Origin of the sequence: Lactiplantibacillus fabifermentans DSM 21115, from assembly GCF_000498955.2 — a bacterium.
Taxonomy (GTDB): Bacteria; Bacillota; Bacilli; order Lactobacillales; family Lactobacillaceae; genus Lactiplantibacillus; species Lactiplantibacillus fabifermentans.
In genome coordinates this window covers 1-18,346 of sequence record NZ_AYGX02000083.1, presented here as the reverse complement: position 1 = coordinate 18,346, position 18,346 = coordinate 1, and the positions used below count along the sequence as shown (strand labels likewise).

Below are 18,346 nucleotides of genomic sequence, written 5' to 3'. Positions count from 1 at the left end.
AAGGACGTTCATCCATGGAAACACTTTATCGCAGTACCCGTGAAACTGCAAGTCACACCATGACTAGTTCACAAGCCGTTTTACAAGGCCTCACGCCTGACGGAGGACTCTTTGTTCCCGTTGACTTACCGCAAGCTAACTTTGATTTTGATAAGTTAGCGACCATGTCGTACCAAGGAGTCGCTTACGAAGTTTTAAAACTCTTCTTCACCGACTATACCGAAGCGGAGCTGAAAGCCTGCATTACCGCGGCTTATGGCAATCAATTCGACGATGTGGCCATTGCCCCCGTTGCTAAACATGGGCAAGCTTACTATTTGGAATTGTTCCATGGTCCAACGATTGCTTTTAAAGACTTAGCCTTACAAATTTTACCGCATTTAATGACGACGGCGGCTAAGAAAAATCATTTAGACGCGGAAGTCGTCATCTTAACCGCCACGTCTGGCGATACTGGTAAAGCGGCGATGGCTGGTTTTGCCGACGTTGATCAGACCCGCATCATTGTTTTTTATCCGCAAGATGGCGTCAGTGCCATTCAAAAACAGCAAATGGTGACGCAAGTTGGGGATAACACTTACGTTATCGCCATTAATGGGAACTTTGATGATGCCCAAACTAAAGTCAAAGAACTCTTAAACGACCAAGATTTGCGGACCCAGTTAGCCGCCAATGAGTTCCAATTTTCAAGCGCTAATTCTATTAACATCGGCCGGTTATTCCCACAGGTTGCTTATTACGTTTATACGTATGCCCAACTAATTAAACAAGGCCACCTCAAAAATGGTGACGAGATTAATTTCAGTGTGCCAACTGGTAACTTCGGTGATATTTTAGCCGGTTACTATGCTAAAAAACTGGGCACCCCGATTCATAAATTAATTTGTGCCTCGAACCGTAATAACGTGTTGACAGATTTCTTCAATACCGGGGTCTATAACAAAAATCGGGAATTCCATTTAACGAGTTCTCCATCGATGGATATTTTAGTCTCCAGTAACTTGGAACGACTAGTCTTCTACTTAACCGGTGAAGATCCGGTGCAAACGGCTGGCTTAATGAACGATTTAACTACGACGGGTCAATACACGTTAACACCGGCCATGCGACAACAGATTGTTGACTTCTGGGCTGGTTTTGCGACCGAGGGCCAAGACCAAGCCGAAATTCATCACGTTTTCAATGAACATCACTATACGATTGACCCGCATACGGCGGTTGCTTCGGCCGTGGCTCATCAATACCAAGACGCCACTAAAGATATGCGGCCCTTGGTGGTCGTTTCAACGGCCAGTCCGTATAAGTTCCCCCGAGCGGTCTTAAAAGCCATTACGGCTAGCGACGTTACCGTGGATGGGTTGACGGCGGTTGATCAGTTACACGACATTATCAAAACCACGATTCCAGCGACCGTTGAAAATTTGCGGACGGCCCCCGTTCGGCATGACCGGACGAGTGAACCGGACCAAATGGCAGCAGCGATTCAAGATATTTTAAATTTAAAGTAGTTCAGAAAGGATATTTTGCCATGATTACGACCATTGCTCTCGATTTAGATAACACTTTACTAACTTCGGCCAAAACGATTTCGCCCCGTAACGAACAAGTGCTCAAGCGCCTGCACGCTGCCGGAAAACGCGTCGTTTTGTGCACCGGTCGACCGATTAAGGCCATCCAACCACTCATTAAACAACTTGGTTTAACAGAACCCGGTGATTACTCGATCACCTTCAACGGCGGTCTGGTCCAACAAAATGCCACTGGGGACGTGCTAGCCCGCACTAGTATTACAAAAGCCGACATTAAACCTTTGTATGACTATGCCCAAGCTACCGGGTTACCCCTAGATGTCATCGACTTGCACCAAGTCTACTCGCTAATTGATTTAGGCAAATCACCGTACGAAGAATTTTTGAACGGCTTAATGCCGTTTAGTGACGTCAGCTTTGCCGACTTACCGGGTGACGACTTATTCGGTAAAGTAGTCAGTGCTTCCGCTCAAGCGGTGGATAACCGTGACAGCTTACCGACTAACATTGCTAACGGTTTCCATGCCGTGCCATCACGGCGTAACTTATTGGAATTCTTGCCTAATCATACCGATAAGGCTAGTGGCTTGAAGCAATTGCTGAGTCACTTCGATGAAGATTACACCAATTTGATGGCGTTCGGTGATGAAGAAAATGACCTTGGCATGCTCAAAGCGGCCGAAGTTGGCGTGGCGATGAACAATGCCATTCCCGCCGTCAAAGCGGTAACGACTGATGAAACATTGAGTAATGATGAAGATGGCGTGGCGGTTTTCTTGGAAAAGTATTTTAACTAATTACTGCTGGACCACGTTTCGACAATTAAAATAATCATACTAAGATTAACTCGAAAATAGGTGCCTGATGAAAATTAACTTTCATCAGGCACCTATTTTGTTTTTTATCATTTTTATTGTCGAAACGTGCGCCAACAGGGATCTTTCCATGCATTGGTGAATCCACAACTAGCATACCCGACCAGCCAAGTCGCTGATAGACCAATTAATCACTTCGTTGGCGGATACCTCGAAGTGATACCACGTTTTCTTAAGGGAAAATCAATTCAGTTGTGAGTCCGTAGCAATGGAAGTTGCCGTGCAAGTGACGTTAGTACGGCTATTTTTTGCCGAACTTACGCCACCGACATCTTTGAAGGTTCTTTCTTAAAGTCGGTTATTGGTGGCTAGTTTTTAATTATCGCAACCACCATCAAAAATCTTCAATCACCAATTCATTTACTTAATTTTTTGAAATTGAACAGTAACTTAGCAGTTGGCTGACCGTAATGGAATCGTCCTGAAAGTGGCGTTAACGGGCGTTGTTTGGCCGTTTACACCACGGACATCTTTTGAGACCTGGGGTATGGGCTCAAAAGTGAGGTCCAAGACCGCTTCTCAGGCTTGGACCGGTCCCAGGACGATGGAATTACGGTCAGCCAACTGCGGCAATTCCAGATTCACCAATCTTTGGAAAGCCCCCTGCTGGACCACGTTTCGACAATCAAAATAAAAAAGGGTAGCTGGTGAAATTCAATTTCATTAGCTACTCTTTTACTAGTTTAATTAATGATTCAATTTAAATTGTTGCCCATCAAACCCAGTCTGGTCGGCCGCCGTAATCGGTCGAATGACCTGGCAAGGATTCCCAGCCGCAATCACGTTAGCAGCAATATCATGCGTCACCACACTGCCGGCACCAATAATCGTATTATCGCCAATCGTGACGCCTGGTAAAACCGTCACACTGGCGGCTAACCAACAACGACTGCCAATCGTAATCGGCTTAGCAATACAGCCACCTAATTCACGTTCGGTCGCATCGAATAAATGGTTACTCGTATATAACCCGACTTTGGGACCAAACAAGACGTGGTCGCCAATCGTAATCGGCGCACCATCCAGCAACGTGCAATCATAGTTGGCATAAAAGTCCGCGCCAACTTGAATGTTGCGGCCAAATTCGACCCGAAAACTTGGATTGACGAAGGGCCGCGGCCCAGTTTTACCGACCAACGCTTGAAAAAGGCGCGCTTTTTCATCAACATCATCCGTGGCATTCAAGGCATTCGTTTTAACGGTTGCGGCATCGCGCAACGCGACTAATTCCACATCTAAATCATTGTATGGTTGGCCCGTCGCCATATAAGCGAATTTTTCATTAATATCCATTGATTAGGCTCGCGTACAAAATTCAAATACCAGTTCAAAGCACATAACCCTTGCGCGGACCGAATTTCCCCGCGCTTCATCATGGCGATAACTTCCGCCAGGGGTACCAACTGAGTATTCACGTATTCATCGTGGTCAAAGTGACGTTCCGCCCGTTCGTTAGCGTCAATATGGGTCAACACTAACGTCACTGTTTCGTTCGTAAAACCTTCCGATGAAGTGATGGCCGTCATTACTTGGCTATCATGCGCCACATAGCCAGTTTCTTCTTGTAGTTCCCGCTTGGCGGCGACTAAGGGGTCTTCATCCCCATTAATCAACCCCGCTGGCAAACTCACCGTTTCGGCATTGCGACCGACCCGGTATTCCGACCCGAGCACTACTTGGTCATCCGCGGTCATGGCCAAGATGGTCACGGCATTCCCGTGATCAATCAAGTCGCGTTCCACTTCTAACCCATCCGGCGTTTTAATCGTTTCTTTGTACAGCTTAAATATCGGGCCATCATAGACCTGTTTTTTACTTAGCACAGTCCCGGTCCGACCGAGATTTTTAAACTTAGTCGTCATTAAAATTTCGCTCCCTTACTTTTCACCTGGTAACATCTTGCGAATCCCCCCGCGCGGGTCCGGCGTATCGCCGTGATAACGCGGAATCAAATGGATATGGCAATGCATTACCGTTTGCCCAGCCGGGGCCCCAACGTTAATCCCAATATTATAACCATCCGGCTGCAACTGGGTATCTAGCAACGCCTTCGCTTCATTCAATAAGGCCAACATCGCCTCGCGGTCAGCCACGGGCACATCAAAATAAGTCGGATAATGGGTCTTGGGAATAATCAACAAATGGCCCCGACTGACCGGGTGAATATCATAAAAAGCCTCAGCTCGGTCATTTTCTAAGACGTATGGCTGCGGCTGACAAAAAATACATGCTTTCATAAATATGCCTCAATTATTTGGCAATCCAGCCACCGTCAATCGGAACGACAGTGCCATGAATGTAATCCGCATGGCGACTCGCTAAAAACAGTGTTAAGTCAGCCACTTCACTCGGTTGCGCCCAGCGTTTAGCGGGCGTCTCTTTGGCAACCCACTTGGCCATCTTGCCATCACCGGCAAAGTCGGCCGCATTCATCGGCGTATCAATCGCCCCGGGCGCAATACAGTTGGCGCGAATGCCTTGCGCCGCATAATCAACATCGAGTTGTTTCGTATAGCCAATAATCGCGTGCTTAGCAGCAGTATAAGCTGCCCCACCACCACCGGCCACGAGTCCCGCAATTGATGCCATATTGACGAACACCCCGTGTTTTTGAGTCAACATCGTTGGTAACACGAGATTCGTGACTAAGAATTGACTCGTTAAGTCTGTCGCCAAAATCGTTTGCCATTCGGTCAAGCTCGTCTTGAGCGTGGGCCGGTAATCGTCAAGCTTGCCAGCCGTATTACAAACGATACTCGGCTGACCTAGTGCACTGACACCGGCCATAATGGCTTGTGTTAGTTGCGCCGCATCACTGACATCCGCCACTTGATAACTCAACTTAGGCGATGCTAATAACGCGGCTGGTTGGGCTTGAATATCGATGGCAATAACGGCAGCTTGTTGCGCTAAAAAGGCCCGTACTTGGGCTTGACCAATCCCGGAGGCCGCCCCGGTAATTAGTACCGTTTGGTTGGCGAATTCCGTAAATTGCATTAGTCGACCAACTGCCAATCTTCAGCTAAGATATCGCAATCCGTTGGTGACCATAAGCTGAAGGCTTCATCAGCCGTTTTGATTAAAAAGTACGGGTTCAGCACATCGCCTTGATACGTCGTCGTTGGCTGTAATACCACATAAAGTTCGGTCCCTTCCCATCCTGTTCGGACCGCCTTTTTGCCAGCTTTTAAATCTGGTAATACTGCTTCAAATGTCATGCCAAACCCTCCATATGTTTTATTACCCAAATCCTATCATAATCAGCGCCATAAAAACAGTTGCAAAATTTGTTGGTACAAATTTTGAATATCGCTGGTATGGACCAATTATTCATGCTACAATGTAAGCGAATACAACAATCAAACATGGAGGGATTTTTTTATGAGTAAACTTGGTGTATCCGTCTACCCAGAACGGTCAACCTTTGAAAAGGATGCGGCCTACTTAGATTTAGCTGCAAAATATGGTTTTAAACGAGTTTTTACATCATTACTAGAAATCAAAGGTGATCAAGACGAAGTGGTCACTAATTTCAAAAAAGTCATCGCTTACGCGAATAAATTAGGCCTCGACGTGATGGTCGATGTGAACCCAGATTTATTCAAACAACTCGGTGTTTCATACGATGACTTGAGCTTCTTCCATGACTTAGGTGCCTGGGGGGTCCGCTTAGACTTAGGCTTTACCGGCCAAGAAGAAGCGCGGATGACCCACAACCCTTATGGGATTAAAATCGAAGTCAATATGTCCAAAGGGACGCACTACGTTGACACAATTATGGACTACTCTCCTGAAAAGGATAACTTATTAGGATCACATAACTTCTACCCACAAGAATTTACCGGCTTAGGCTACGATTACTTTGTTCAGACTTCTGAACAGTATCGGCAATACGGCATTAATACTGCAGCTTTTGTTTCATCCAATGATGCCACTTATGGGCCATGGCCAATGCAAGATGGTTTATGTACCTTAGAACAACATCGTGGTTTAGACTTAGCTGCTCAAGTGCAACATTTAAAGATGACCGGTTTAATCGACGACGTTTTAATTGGGAATGCTTATGCGAGTGAAGCGGAACTAAAAGCCGCGGCCGAAGTCTTCTTCAGTCCCCTACCACTCTTACACATGCACGTCGCTGAAGGTATCTCCAAAGCTGAACACGCCGCCTTATTTGACCAACCACAAACATATCGTGGGGACTTCTCAGACTTTGTCATCCGGTCTTCTGAAACCCGGGTCATCTATAAAAACGAAGCCTTTCCTGCCCATCACACTAACGATGTCAAAGTTGGCGACGTCTTAATCGACAACGATGAATTTGGTCAATACAAAGGTGAACTCCAAATTGCGCGCCGCGACTTTAAGAATACCGGTCGGATTAACGTTGTGGGTCACATCGTCGACAACGATCGCCAACTCTTGAGTTTATTAGCACCATGGGCTGATTTCCAATTAATCGCCGCTAACTAAGGAGGCCTACTATGACGGAAAACTTTCGGTTAACCACTGATACGGACCGTGAAGCCTTTTATCGGTTATATCAATATGCGTTCAACAATCATGACACGCCCACGCGGCGCACATTTTTCATGGACCGTTATCAACACGGCTGGATTTATGGACTTCACGACCATGATCAACTTGTCAGTGGTTTATACAGTCTGCCCTTAGCTGTCAATTTTTATGGCGTCACTTATCCGATGAATGGTATCGGTGATGTGATGAGTGCGCCTGAATATTCCGGGCGTGGCGGTGCTGGTAAATTAATTACGGCGGCCTTAAATGAAATGGTTGCTAACAAGATTCCATTATCTTATTTGGCACCATTCTCCTTCAGCTACTATCGCAAATTCGGTTATGAGCAAGTCTTCAACCACACGTTACAAACGATTGCCGCTGATAAGTTACCGCGCATCCAACCCCATGATTTTAGTGGCAGCATTACGCGGTATGGCAATGAAGGCTTAGCGCTCGTTAATGATTTTTATGCCGCGCAACCGGCTAACCAACGCGGGGGCCTAATTCGTTCAAGTTGGTGGTTAAATTATTTAACTGAAAAACACGCTTGGTCCGTGGCCATTTATCGCAATGCAGCTGACCAAATTGAAGGTTATCTCGTCTACGAACGACAACCGGAAGCCTTCGTCATTAAGGAATGGGCCACGAGTACCCCGACCGCCTATGAACGGTTAGCCAATTTTGTGACTAAACATGGCACAACTTTTAGCACGTTCAGTTACGAAGGTCCCGACGAACAAGCCGGCTTTGACTTATTCGCCGATCCTTACAGTATTAACGTAACGACCACGCCATACATGATGGCGCGCATCGTGTTACTGCATGACTTTCTAGCGGAATACCCTTTCACCCACGACTTAACGACCATCCGCCTCGCCATTACGGACGAAACATTGGCCATTAATCAAGGTATCTGGGAACTCAGCGTTAACGCTGGCCGCGTCACAATGAACCGGGTTAAAGCCACGCTAGACAGCCCTAGTGACTTGCAACTAACCATTCAACAACTTACTAAAGCATTGTTCGGCGCGCGTTCGTTAACTAGCGCTTGGCAACACGGCTTAATTCAAGGTGACTTAACCGCTGCGCACCGGTTAGACGCTAGTTTAGTTCATCAAAAACCGGCGCTCATCGATTACTTCTAACGGTTTTCCGCGCGTGAAATTTTTACCCTAAAACATACTAAGATTAACTCAAAAATTGGTGCCTGATGAAAGCTACATTTCATCAGGCACCAATTTTGTTTTTTTATCGTCGAAACTGGGTTGCTGACAGTCGCCTCCGAGCATAAATTAAAAAATATTTACCATGACGCCCATTAGCAATTGCGGCTAGCAACAACCGACTCTGCAACACTAATATTTAAATATTCCGCGATTTTCATTAAACCCGCTGGTCCCCATTAATTGACGCCGGTTTTAGTCACATAGTACACTGCAGTTAACCAATTGATTGCTGATTCATACAAAGGAGCTATTTGCGATGGAACCTAACTTGACCAAGCTGCAAAAGACCCTTGATTTTGAACTCTCTCACGAACAAATTGCCATCTTAACTGCCGCCCAAAATCGGCCGACGGTGATTAACGCCTGCGCGGGCGCGGGTAAAACGACAACGCTGATTTTAATGACCTTAATGCGAGCTTTAGCGGACTCGACACAACCGGCTCACACCTTAGGACTGACTTTTTCCAAAGCGGGCCAACAACAACTAACGACGACGTACGTCAAATATGCCGACCAATTGCGGTCCACCGTTCCCAATTTAACGGCCGAAATGCCCCACTTTATGACCTTTCATGCTTTCTTTTTACACTTATTGCGCCAATTGCCAGCCTATGCCAACGTGGAAGTTTTACCCACTTATCAACACTACACCGCTAAGCTGGTTCCCTACATTTATCGCCTGCAATCGGAATTGCCGGCCCAGCTAGTACTCGCTGACATGTTCGACCTCTATGAACAACTGATTAACGGGAGCTATTCGACGAACGGTTATGAATTAACGATTGATGACCAGCCCGTTTCGAATTTTTTGCAAGGCATGCGCAAACTAGAAGGCATATTACGCTGCCACCACACCAACGACTTTTATGCCACTTACTTAGTGGTCATTCACAAATATCAACAACTTAAAAATAACGATGGTTTGCTAGACTTCAACGATTTACAATTACTCGTCCTAGCTGGACTAACTGATGCCAGCACACAACCGGTATTACAACGCCATGCCGATTTTTTTGAACAAGTTTATTTGGATGAATTTCAAGACATCAACACGTTGCAGTGGCAAATTCTCATCAACTTATTTTCGCCAACCGTCTTACAACGGCTAGTCGTGATTGGTGACGACGACCAAAATATCTATGAATTTCGTGGCAGTTCGGCCAAATATTTGCTTGAATTTAATGACTACTTTGACCAATCACAAGTCTTTACCTTAACGACCAATTACCGTACTGACCAAACTATCTTAGCGAGTGTTACCCCGATGATTACTAAAAATCACCACCGTGCGGATAAATCCTTAACTGCGCGGACCATGACGCCCGGCCAATTAATCGTGCAAAATCAGCACGCAAGCATTGATCCTAAAAATCCGTTATTTAAACAAATTGCGACCCTCGTAGATACACCCACCATTGTGAATAATCAAATTGCCATATTATGCCGGTCTAACTTAACCCGCGCTTGGGTAGCGGATATTTTAGCCAATCAGGACATCTATGTGAACATGCAACACCAAGCTGCTACCTTACAAGAACAACCGTTATACTCGGCCCACGTTGATATCATGCGCGCTTTTTGGGAAGACAACTATATATTATTGAAACAACATGCCTATCAATTTGGCTTCAGTAAATTCCACCGCCATTTATTGGCCGTGGAAGCCATGAGCAAGACCCGGCTACTCACCATTAGTGACTACTTGACCGCCGTGGCTCACTACAATCAACATTGCGCCCTCAACGAAATCGACCCCGATTTGAAGGACCAAACGATTACTGACATTTTGGCCTTTGTCCAAACTTGCCATGCCGAACCGGTCACCCATCCCCAAATTCTCACCGAATTATTGACGCTCGTGACCGATGCATTAAGTGGCTATTACGATTGGTTAACGGAACAACGTGGCGAGCCATCGCTGACGCTTTATGCCGATATGCAGGCTTACTTAGCCAGCACGGTTCGCAACTTAACACCCCCGGCCTTCTTTAAACGCGAACGCCATAAGCGGTATCAATTGAAGCACTTGCTCAACCAGCCGACCCCTCCTGATAACGTCATGGCCCTCACTTTTCATCAAACGAAAGGGATCGAATTTACGCACGTCTTTATTTTCAGCTACCACGATACCGAGATTCATCCAGGCAGTTTAAAACTAGATCAATTTTTCCCACCGACATGCAGTTATCAACAATTTTTTGAAACTTTCAATCGCTATCAACAAGCGGCCCCTAAGCTCCTCGGTAATTTATTCGCCACGGCAGAACTCGCCGATATTTACCGGACATTGATTGGTGACCCAAGTCAAAGCGAACGCCAGCTTGGTTATCACTGGGTACTTGGTTACACGAGCTTAATCGAAGCCGAACGGCGCCTTTTATATGTCGCCATGACTCGCAGCAAGCAGCGGCTATACCTCGATTATCCCCGTGGTCGCTTTGCCCCACCCTTGTATGCGGAATTAGCCTTAACCAGCGCCACGTACTATCACGCTCAAGATCAACAGCTGGCGACCCCGTTGCTAGTTGGTAGCTTATTTTAAACCAGTCAGAGCGGCCTTTAGTCAATAAAACAGACTACGCTTAACTCAAAAATGAGCACCCGATAAAGTTGAAATTTCATCAGGTACCCATTCACTTTTTACTATTTTTGTAGCCGCAACGTCAACCCAAAGACACTAACGAATCAATTCATTTTTACCATCCGAATCTAAGTACCGGAAAATATCGGCCTTGTCAAAGATGGGGGTATCATTCAAAGTTTCTTGCGTGAGCACTGAATTGGCAACCGCAAATTCCAAAGTCTTATCAAAGGTCCATTGCTCGATTAGGCCCGTGATGATGCCGCTCGCAAAAGCATCACCACTCCCAATGCGATCTAAGATTTTTAGTTCCCGCGGTTTGGATTGATACAATTCACCATCGTGCATGATAAAGCCTTGGAAATACTTATCATGCGCTTCAAAGGTTCGCCGACTACCCGCGAAGTAACTAATGTTAAAATCATTCGTGAATTGGGCAAAGAGCTCAGCATCGGGTAAATCAGGGTAATCTAATAAATCCGTCAAATCACGCCGACTGCCGAAAACGACATCCGCTTGTTGCAAAACTTGTTGATAGCGGGCTTTCATCGTGGCATGGGTATTACCAGCATTCAAACTCATCCGATAATTAAAGTCGAAACACACGGTAATCCCTTTAGCATGCGCCAACTCACTTAACCGGGTCACAACGGAACGCGTTTGGTCCGTTAAGCTCAACGCGATTCCGCAAATATGCACGTAATCGACGCCGACTAAGGCCGCTTCTAAATCATAGTCACTGACGTCCGCTTGACAGAAAGAACTGGCTAAGCGGTCTTGATAAGTGACCCGTTCAGGCCGCGAGCCGTGGCCGAGCTCCACGAAGAAACTCCCTAGATGACCACCGGTGTAGCCCACAAATTCATCACTAATGCCGAGTCGTCGTAAATCAGCGGCAACCTTGAGTCCGAGATGATTGGCCGGAAGTTTCGTCATGATGGCCGTTGGATAACCGAAGTGTGCGAGACTACCTAATAAGTTGACGCCCGTGCCGACGGTCGACATCCGCACGACATCACTTTGTTCCAACAACAGTTGTTCAGGGACGGTTAAGCGTAATAACACTTCCCCAAAAGCTAAAATTTTCATCGCGACACCTTAAAATTGTTGAATCATAGCATATAATTTAGCAACATCTTCTGGACGTGTATCGCCGGTTGCTTTATCGATAATCGAACTGTAAACATGCGGAATAATGCGCTTAACGCCCGCGTCTTTAGCAATCTTGACGATTTGTTCAAAGTTTTCTAAATCAATGCCACCAGTTGGTTCCAAGTCGAAGTCATGGTCGGCACAGGCTTGCGCCACAGCCTTGAATTCTTCGATATGCGCTAACCCCTTCATTGGGAAGAACTTAATCGACGAACCACCCATATCTTTTAGGAGCGCAATCGCCGTTTCAATCGGTACTTCCGTTGGCGTTGTTTGACTGCTCAATGGACCCGTTGCGATATTAACCACACCGACTTTGCCAGTGGGTGAGACTAACCCGTTAATAATGGTTTCGGTTTGGCCTAACCGTGCACGGCTGGCACCCACTCCGGTAAAAACTTGGTTAACGTGTTGTGGTTGTACAGCTTCCGCTACCCGCACGACCATCGCACTTTGGTTGGGATCTCCGGCGCCTAAGCCAACGGAAACGGCATTGTTGATTTCAGCCTTATATTTCAACATATCTTCAATCGCCGCTTCATCGGTTGGATAGTTCTTGGTTAAGACCCCTAAGACGACGTGGCCTTCCGCGGCATCATAACAAGCCTTCGCATTTTCGACTGAGTTGGCTAAGACGTTTAAACAGATGCCATTTGCTAAGTAATTTGGTTTTAATTCCATGATTTACCCCTCCATAATGTTTTTAAGACTAGTAACAATTTGTGCCATTTCATTCGCATCCACGGCACGAATATCAAATTCAATAATGCCTTCATTAACCCGGTATTCCCGGGCATAAATTGCGGGTTGACCGTGCCGTAATTGGTCACAAATCTCGCTAGCACGGTCCGTTTTAACACTCGCCCGATAAATCGGGCGGCCAGCGCCATCTTGCGCGATACTAACCGTAAGGCCCTTAATTTGTTGTAAGTCGGCCACGAATGGTTCTAGGCGCGCCCGCATATGTTCCCCAGTTTCGGGGCCCACTTGTAAGTATTGCTCAATTGCCTGAGTCAAGCCGATGATATTTTCCTTACCAATCTTCATCGCTCGGCCCATGCCTTTACTTTGAAGGCGCGCCCATTCAATATAGCGGGCCTTACCGAAGACGACCCCGGAAGCTGGACCTTCGATGGCTTTAGCGCCACTGTATACCACCACGTCGACGCCCATTTTGAGATACTTAGTCAAGTCAGATTCCGCCGCCGCATCTAAGATTAACGGCAAGCCATGTTGATGGGCGACCTCAATCGCCGCCGGAATCGACAACATACTCTTTTGCACCGTATGATGACTCTTGATATATAAGATGGCCGCCGTTTGATCCGTAATTTGCATCGCCAGATGTTCCGGTGTACACATATTGGCGTAACCCGCCGGCACCATCTTGGCCCCCGCGACGCTCAACATAACGTCCATCGGCGCGCCGTAATCGACATCGTGGCCCATTGGCATGATTACTTCACGCTTGGTGATACGGTCGGTATATGGATGATAGACATGGTATAAACTACCTTGCCCAATCAAACCGGCAATGACTTGCGCAATCCCGGCAGAAGCTGAGTTGACGATTAAGCCATCTTCGGCGCCCACTAATTTAGCGACGTATTGACCAGTTTGCACGACTAGGTCAGCCATTTCAAAGAAGTTTTGCGCTCCCAATTTTTGGGCCGCCACAACATCATCCGAAACTTTGGAAACGCCTAAAATCGTCATCTTGCCATCTGCGTTGATGACATGTTTTAATTGGTATTTTTCATAAATATCCATCTAGTTAATGTCCCCCAATCTGATAAACGTGCCCGCCGATGACGCTATATTGTGGTTGGACTAACGTCGTCGCCGTGGCGGTATTGCCGTTGGAATCCGTTAATTCATGGTGTCCGGGAGTCACGTTGAAGATCGTCAAATCACCATCATAACCACTCTTGAGTTCTCCTTTACGTGCCAGGTTAAAGTTGTGCGCGGGATGGCTCGTAATCATTGGCAAGACAGTTGTTAACGGATACCCGAGATATAACATTTTTTCAATACACGTTGCCATGTTATAGACGGGACCCGCTTCACGATTATGGTGATAAATATCCGTACTCAAGGTCGCCGGTGTTAATTGATTTTGCTTGGCAATAGTTGCCGTATGGAAGTTAAAACTGTCCGTCCCGTGACCAATGTCAAAAACAATGCCCGCTGCGTACCCCCGTTTAACGAAGTCCTTAACTTGGTCATCAGCCGCTAAAATACCGTTCGCTTTGCCATTAAAACAGTGGGTCATAATATCGCCGCGCGTCAGTTGTGACATAATTTCATCTAAGTCCGGCGGGTTAGTCCCGACGTGTACCATTAAAGGCAACCGTTGCCGTAACCGTTGTTGAAAATCTTTGGCAACTTTCAGTGGTTCAATACCATTGTCGACGACGACCGACTTACTAATTCGCGCTTTCAAACCGACAATAAAGTCTGGATATTTACTAATGGCCATTTGTAACGGGTCAAATTGCAGCCGGGCCATGTCACCTAATTCGTCCTGCGCTAAAATCCCGGTTTTAGAAATATTAATCATCGCATAGACGTTAGTTTTCTTAGCCCGCGTCCGTTCATAAAAGTCCGCGATATTATCGGCCCCAGTTGACCCGGCATCAATCACGGTCGTCACTCCGGTCGTATAGCCATCTAAATCGGGGTCATCATAATACAAGGTTAATTTTTCATAACAGTGCGTATGATCATCAATCCATCCCGCTGAAATAATGGCACCATCGACGTCTAAGACTTCCGTCGCACTAGTATCATCCAAATGAGCCCCGACTTGGGTAATGACTCCTCCACTAATGAGGACCTCCAACGGTTGACCGCTAGCGTCACGGCCATTTTTTACGTATAAATCCGTCATGTTAAATTGCCTCCAATTTAAACTTCGCCCACGGGGTCACGTAATCGAGCAAGAATGCTGCCGTATCAGAAATCGTCCCGACTAAGTTTTTGCGCTCGTCATGATGGGGCTGCAACACGATTTGTAATTCATTCTTATATTTACCAAACGAATCGTTGCCAATAACCACATCGCCCCGTTGAAAATCATGGGTGGCGCCGTGTTGCGGGTTCGCAACATCTGCGTATGTTTTGCGCACTTCCGTCGAACGGACCACTTGATCAGTAATATCGCCGCGCCGCACATGTTGAGCCGTTAGCATGATTTCTTTTTCAACCGGACTAGCCGTCGTGTTCACTTGCACGGGTAAAGTTAACTGATAACGATTCAATGCGCCGAGTTGTTGTAGTTCTTCATCAGAAGCATAGGCGTTACCAATTAGGACGCAGTCAATCAAGTTCGTCGCAAATAAATGCTGCGTTTGTAGGCTGAGTGGCAAGTCGCGATGCATTTCCAGTGTTGGTAAGCCATCGTTAATACTCCACGGCCCAATCGTCCCGGCTGGTGAGGTCACAAAGGCCGCTGTTTCAATGCCATGATTTTTAAAGCGTTCCGAGCAGGCGACGAAAAAGTCGAGCGGTAGACCAGTCCCGCGCTGGGGATAAAAGTTATGACAACCATAAATGAATGGGTCATTGGCGTTATAAGACAGAATATTATTTAAATAATCGACGTTATTACTCATGTTGAGTTCAATGTTAAGTTCTTGCGGATTAAATGAAATCAATGCTTCTTGACGGCCATCGAACCCTTCGTCTAAGCGAATGCCATCAGCACCAAGTTCGGCAAAGAAACTCAAATCTTGATAGGAGATGCCCAGTTGGTCAAAAATACTAGGCGCCACATCTAAGGTGGTTGTAAAGCCTAACGTTTTGGCATAGCTAATCAAATCTTGATACTTCGCAGTAACGGCGGCTTTACCATCGCTGACTTCTAACATACTCATAAAAATCCGCGTAAAGCCATTTTCAGCGGCCGTTGCTAAATATTTTTTATCAGCCGCCGGATCACTGTGGTCCGGGTAAATGGACACTCCTAAAGTACGTTTAGTCATATTTTCTTACCAGCTTCCATTTTTGAAAAAATCGTTAAATATTTATTCGAAATTACTGTAGCTAAATAAATCGTCGCCAAGATAGTGAGTGGAATCGCCAGTTTAAAAATCATGCCGATAATGGCCACGCCACATAAGATTAGGACGGAACGCCAGATTGTTTTACCAGCCGAAATGTTCGTTAACCACGCTGGCACCAGCTTTTTGGCGACCATGATTTCACTAATGATGAAAAAGGCCGCTAAACCAATCAAGTAATACATGCGCTTACTCCTTTTCGAGTTGTTGTTTTTCAAATACTTTAAAGAATGGGTAGTAAATGGCTAAGTCGATAATGAAGTTGACACACGACAGAATCAATGCCGGGACGCTCCAGTTCGTACTTAGAAAAGCCCCTAATGGTCCGGGCATCGTAAATGGCAGCCGTAACATCATCATCGGTACGACCCCGGTGACCGTCATGATATAGGACAAGGTCCCAGTTACTAATGGGCCGACGATGAACGGAATTCCTAAGATGGGGTTCATCACGATTGGGGCCCCAAAGACGATGGGTTCATTGATATTGAACAGACCTGGTAAGATTGCCAGTTTACCTAAATCTTTCAAATAGGCGGACTTGGAGAACATGAACAAGACGACTAACGCTAACGTCCCCCCGGCACCCCCAATCCAAATGAACCATTGTAAGAATTGTTCCGTGAAGATGGTGGAGAGATGGTTAGCGCTCGTCCCACCAGCGAATTCACTCATATTTTGCGCAATCGACATTTCCCAGAATGGCCGCACGATGGGGTCCATAATGGCGGCCCCGTGAATCCCTAACGTCCAAAAACCAGTAATTAAGAAGATGGTTAACAAGCCACCTATCAGACTATTCCCAACTAAGATGCCCTTTAATGGCATTAAAATCGTACTCAAAGCCGACGCGATATTGAAATTCAAAATATAGCGTAATACCCAGAAAAGTAACAAGATAACCGCGGCCGGAATTAAAGCGACGAATGAATTGGAAACTTCCGGTGGTACCCCGGCCGGCATCTTAATCGTGATGTTCTTATTTTTTAAGAACCGATAGATTTCAACACTCAATAAACCGGTTACAATTGACGCAAACAAAGAAGACGCGCTCAAATTGGCGATATTTATATACCGACCCGCATCGATAACCCCTTTAGCCCCTTTGACCACATGAATCGGGGCCGCCGTTGAGACTAAGAATGCCAAGACCGCCAACACCCCGTTGGTCAACTTATCTAGTTTGTAGCTTTCCGCCAATGATGACGCAATCCCAAACGTGGCATACAAGGCCAAGATACCGACCGTATATCGAAACGGAATATCCAAGATTTCTTGGTACGGTTGCATGACTTTGGCGACCGCTTCGATGGGGATGTTGTTGATCAGCGTGAAAAACGACCCGACAATCGTCAGCGGTAACGTTGAAATAATCCCTTTCCGAATCGCCGTCATGTGGCGCTGGGTACCCATTTTGTTCGCAAAGGGTAACACTTTCGCGTTGAGCATGTTCACAAAATTATCCATTAAAAAGTCCCTCCTCAATTTCGTAATCATCATAACATTATAATGTTATGATGTAAACGCTTAACACGTTTTAAATTGAAATATTCAAATATAAAAATCTAAATTTCATATTCGATTTCATAGGGAAATTTATTCGTATCGTAAATCGCTAACGAGTATTCAATCAAATTGCCAAGGCGGTCATACCCTTGCCGAATCCGCTTTAAGCCGATTTCTTCTGTCGTGGCTAAGGTCTTTTGGTCAGCCGCCGACAACTTCACGGCCCGGAATTGATCATTAAAATTATGCACATCTTGACCACTATCTTTTAAGATTTTGTAGAGCGACTGGTGCCGCAAATCTTTCAACCCACTTTGAATGCCGACATTGGGCAAGTAGTGTTCAAAGATAATAAAGGGCGTCTGGTTTAAGGCGTATAACCGCTTGATATATAAAACTGGTTGTCCCGAAGCGGCAAATGGCGTTCCTTGTGGATCAACTAACTTAATTTTTAAAATAGTCTTGGATAAGTCACCATATTCATTCACGATTGACGAATAGGACTTGGCTTTGGATAACTTGTTGAACAAGTTATTACTGATGACTTTAGTCCCAATGCCACTTTTTTTTTCTAAATAACCTTCTGCGACCAGCAATTCAACGGCCTTGCGAATCGTAATCTTGCTAACCCCATACATCGTTTCTAATTCATTTTCGGTGGGAATCAGCGTCCCAACTTCATATTTTCCGGCCAAAATATTTTTCTTAATATCGGCGGCAGTTTTTTGATACAAAGTTCCGCTTATCATCGTCATCACTCCAAATTGCATATTAATAAAATCATATGACGCTATGCCATTATAATATACATAAACTACCAGAATGCAAATTATTAATGTATCTGGTAGATTGCAAATTTAATCCGAATTTTTGGACAAATTGTTCAGCATAACCT

At 45.8% G+C, this 18,346-nt stretch carries 17 protein-coding genes and 1 pseudogene; 5 read left to right on the top strand and 13 right to left on the bottom strand.

The genetic code is table 11. The features are described 5' to 3' along the window. Positions 1-14 precede the first annotated feature (14 nt). A complete protein-coding gene (gene thrC, locus DY78_RS07885) occupies positions 15-1,508 on the top strand; it encodes a threonine synthase (protein WP_024623623.1) in 1,494 nt (497 codons plus the stop codon). Positions 1,509-1,528: 20 nt separating this feature from the next. Beyond that, on the top strand, positions 1,529-2,326 hold the full coding sequence (locus tag DY78_RS07880) for a Cof-type HAD-IIB family hydrolase (RefSeq protein WP_024623624.1): 798 nt from the start codon (positions 1,529-1,531) through the stop codon (positions 2,324-2,326). A gap of 765 nt (positions 2,327-3,091) precedes the next feature. Here the strand turns inward: DY78_RS07880 and DY78_RS07875 are convergent. From DY78_RS07875 to DY78_RS07855, 5 genes and pseudogenes are all read right to left on the bottom strand, one after another. Continuing rightward, positions 3,092-3,697: a sugar O-acetyltransferase gene (locus tag DY78_RS07875; RefSeq protein WP_024623625.1), complete on the bottom strand. Its 606-nt coding sequence runs from the start codon at positions 3,695-3,697 to the stop codon at positions 3,092-3,094. 14 nt (positions 3,698-3,711) lie between these two features. Continuing rightward, positions 3,712-4,266: pseudogene (locus DY78_RS07870) on the bottom strand (NUDIX hydrolase); the annotation flags it as partial. 15 nt (positions 4,267-4,281) lie between these two features. Continuing rightward, positions 4,282-4,641 carry an HIT family protein gene (locus tag DY78_RS07865; RefSeq protein ID WP_024623627.1) on the bottom strand — a complete coding sequence of 120 codons (360 nt, stop codon included), beginning with the start codon at positions 4,639-4,641 and terminating at the stop codon, positions 4,282-4,284. Positions 4,642-4,654: 13 nt separating this feature from the next. Beyond that, positions 4,655-5,401: a 3-oxoacyl-ACP reductase gene (locus DY78_RS07860; RefSeq protein ID WP_024623628.1), complete on the bottom strand. Its 747-nt coding sequence runs from the start codon at positions 5,399-5,401 to the stop codon at positions 4,655-4,657. Then, positions 5,401-5,622: a DUF2829 domain-containing protein gene (locus tag DY78_RS07855; RefSeq protein ID WP_024623629.1), complete on the bottom strand. Its 222-nt coding sequence runs from the start codon at positions 5,620-5,622 to the stop codon at positions 5,401-5,403. Before DY78_RS07855 ends, DY78_RS07860 begins: the two co-directional genes overlap by 1 nt. Positions 5,623-5,785: 163 nt before the next feature. Here DY78_RS07855 and DY78_RS07850 point away from each other — a divergent pair, with 163 nt between their 5' ends. The 3 genes from DY78_RS07850 to DY78_RS07840 all read left to right on the top strand — a co-directional run bounded on the left by DY78_RS07850 (position 5,786) and on the right by DY78_RS07840 (position 10,693). After that, entirely contained in the window at positions 5,786-6,877 is a 1,092-nt protein-coding gene (locus tag DY78_RS07850) for a DUF871 domain-containing protein (RefSeq protein WP_024623630.1), read from the top strand. An 11-nt stretch (positions 6,878-6,888) separates the two neighbouring features. Beyond that, positions 6,889-8,070: a GNAT family N-acetyltransferase gene (locus DY78_RS07845; protein WP_024623631.1), complete on the top strand. Its 1,182-nt coding sequence runs from the start codon at positions 6,889-6,891 to the stop codon at positions 8,068-8,070. 337 nt (positions 8,071-8,407) lie between these two features. Then, positions 8,408-10,693: a UvrD-helicase domain-containing protein gene (locus tag DY78_RS07840; protein ID WP_024623632.1), complete on the top strand. Its 2,286-nt coding sequence runs from the start codon at positions 8,408-8,410 to the stop codon at positions 10,691-10,693. A 135-nt stretch (positions 10,694-10,828) separates the two neighbouring features. On the opposite strand, the gene DY78_RS07835 is transcribed toward DY78_RS07840, so the two are convergent. The 8 genes from DY78_RS07835 to DY78_RS16845 all read right to left on the bottom strand — a co-directional run bounded on the left by DY78_RS07835 (position 10,829) and on the right by DY78_RS16845 (position 18,200). Continuing rightward, entirely contained in the window at positions 10,829-11,821 is a 993-nt protein-coding gene (locus DY78_RS07835) for a sugar kinase (RefSeq protein ID WP_024623633.1), read from the bottom strand. Between the two features lie 9 nt (positions 11,822-11,830). Beyond that, positions 11,831-12,565: a 2-dehydro-3-deoxy-phosphogluconate aldolase gene (dagF, locus tag DY78_RS07830; RefSeq protein WP_024623634.1), complete on the bottom strand. Its 735-nt coding sequence runs from the start codon at positions 12,563-12,565 to the stop codon at positions 11,831-11,833. 3 nt (positions 12,566-12,568) lie between these two features. Further along, positions 12,569-13,654, bottom strand: a complete 1,086-nt coding sequence (locus DY78_RS07825) for a DgaE family pyridoxal phosphate-dependent ammonia lyase (RefSeq protein WP_024623635.1) — start codon at positions 13,652-13,654, stop codon at positions 12,569-12,571. Between the two features lie 4 nt (positions 13,655-13,658). After that, positions 13,659-14,774, bottom strand: a complete 1,116-nt coding sequence (locus tag DY78_RS07820) for an amidohydrolase/deacetylase family metallohydrolase (protein ID WP_024623636.1) — start codon at positions 14,772-14,774, stop codon at positions 13,659-13,661. 1 nt (position 14,775) lies between these two features. Then, positions 14,776-15,867, bottom strand: coding sequence for a DUF871 domain-containing protein (locus tag DY78_RS07815; RefSeq protein WP_024623637.1), 1,092 nt, complete (start codon positions 15,865-15,867; stop codon positions 14,776-14,778). Then, positions 15,864-16,130 carry a hypothetical protein gene (locus DY78_RS07810; RefSeq protein WP_024623638.1) on the bottom strand — a complete coding sequence of 89 codons (267 nt, stop codon included), beginning with the start codon at positions 16,128-16,130 and terminating at the stop codon, positions 15,864-15,866. The genes DY78_RS07815 and DY78_RS07810 overlap by 4 nt, the downstream gene beginning before the upstream one ends. A 4-nt stretch (positions 16,131-16,134) precedes the next feature. Beyond that, a complete protein-coding gene (locus DY78_RS07805) occupies positions 16,135-17,412 on the bottom strand; it encodes a PTS sugar transporter subunit IIC (protein ID WP_024623639.1) in 1,278 nt (425 codons plus the stop codon). 98 nt (positions 17,413-17,510) lie between these two features. Further along, on the bottom strand, positions 17,511-18,200 hold the full coding sequence (locus DY78_RS16845) for a GntR family transcriptional regulator (protein ID WP_024623640.1): 690 nt from the start codon (positions 18,198-18,200) through the stop codon (positions 17,511-17,513). Between the last annotated feature and the right edge of the window lie 146 nt (positions 18,201-18,346).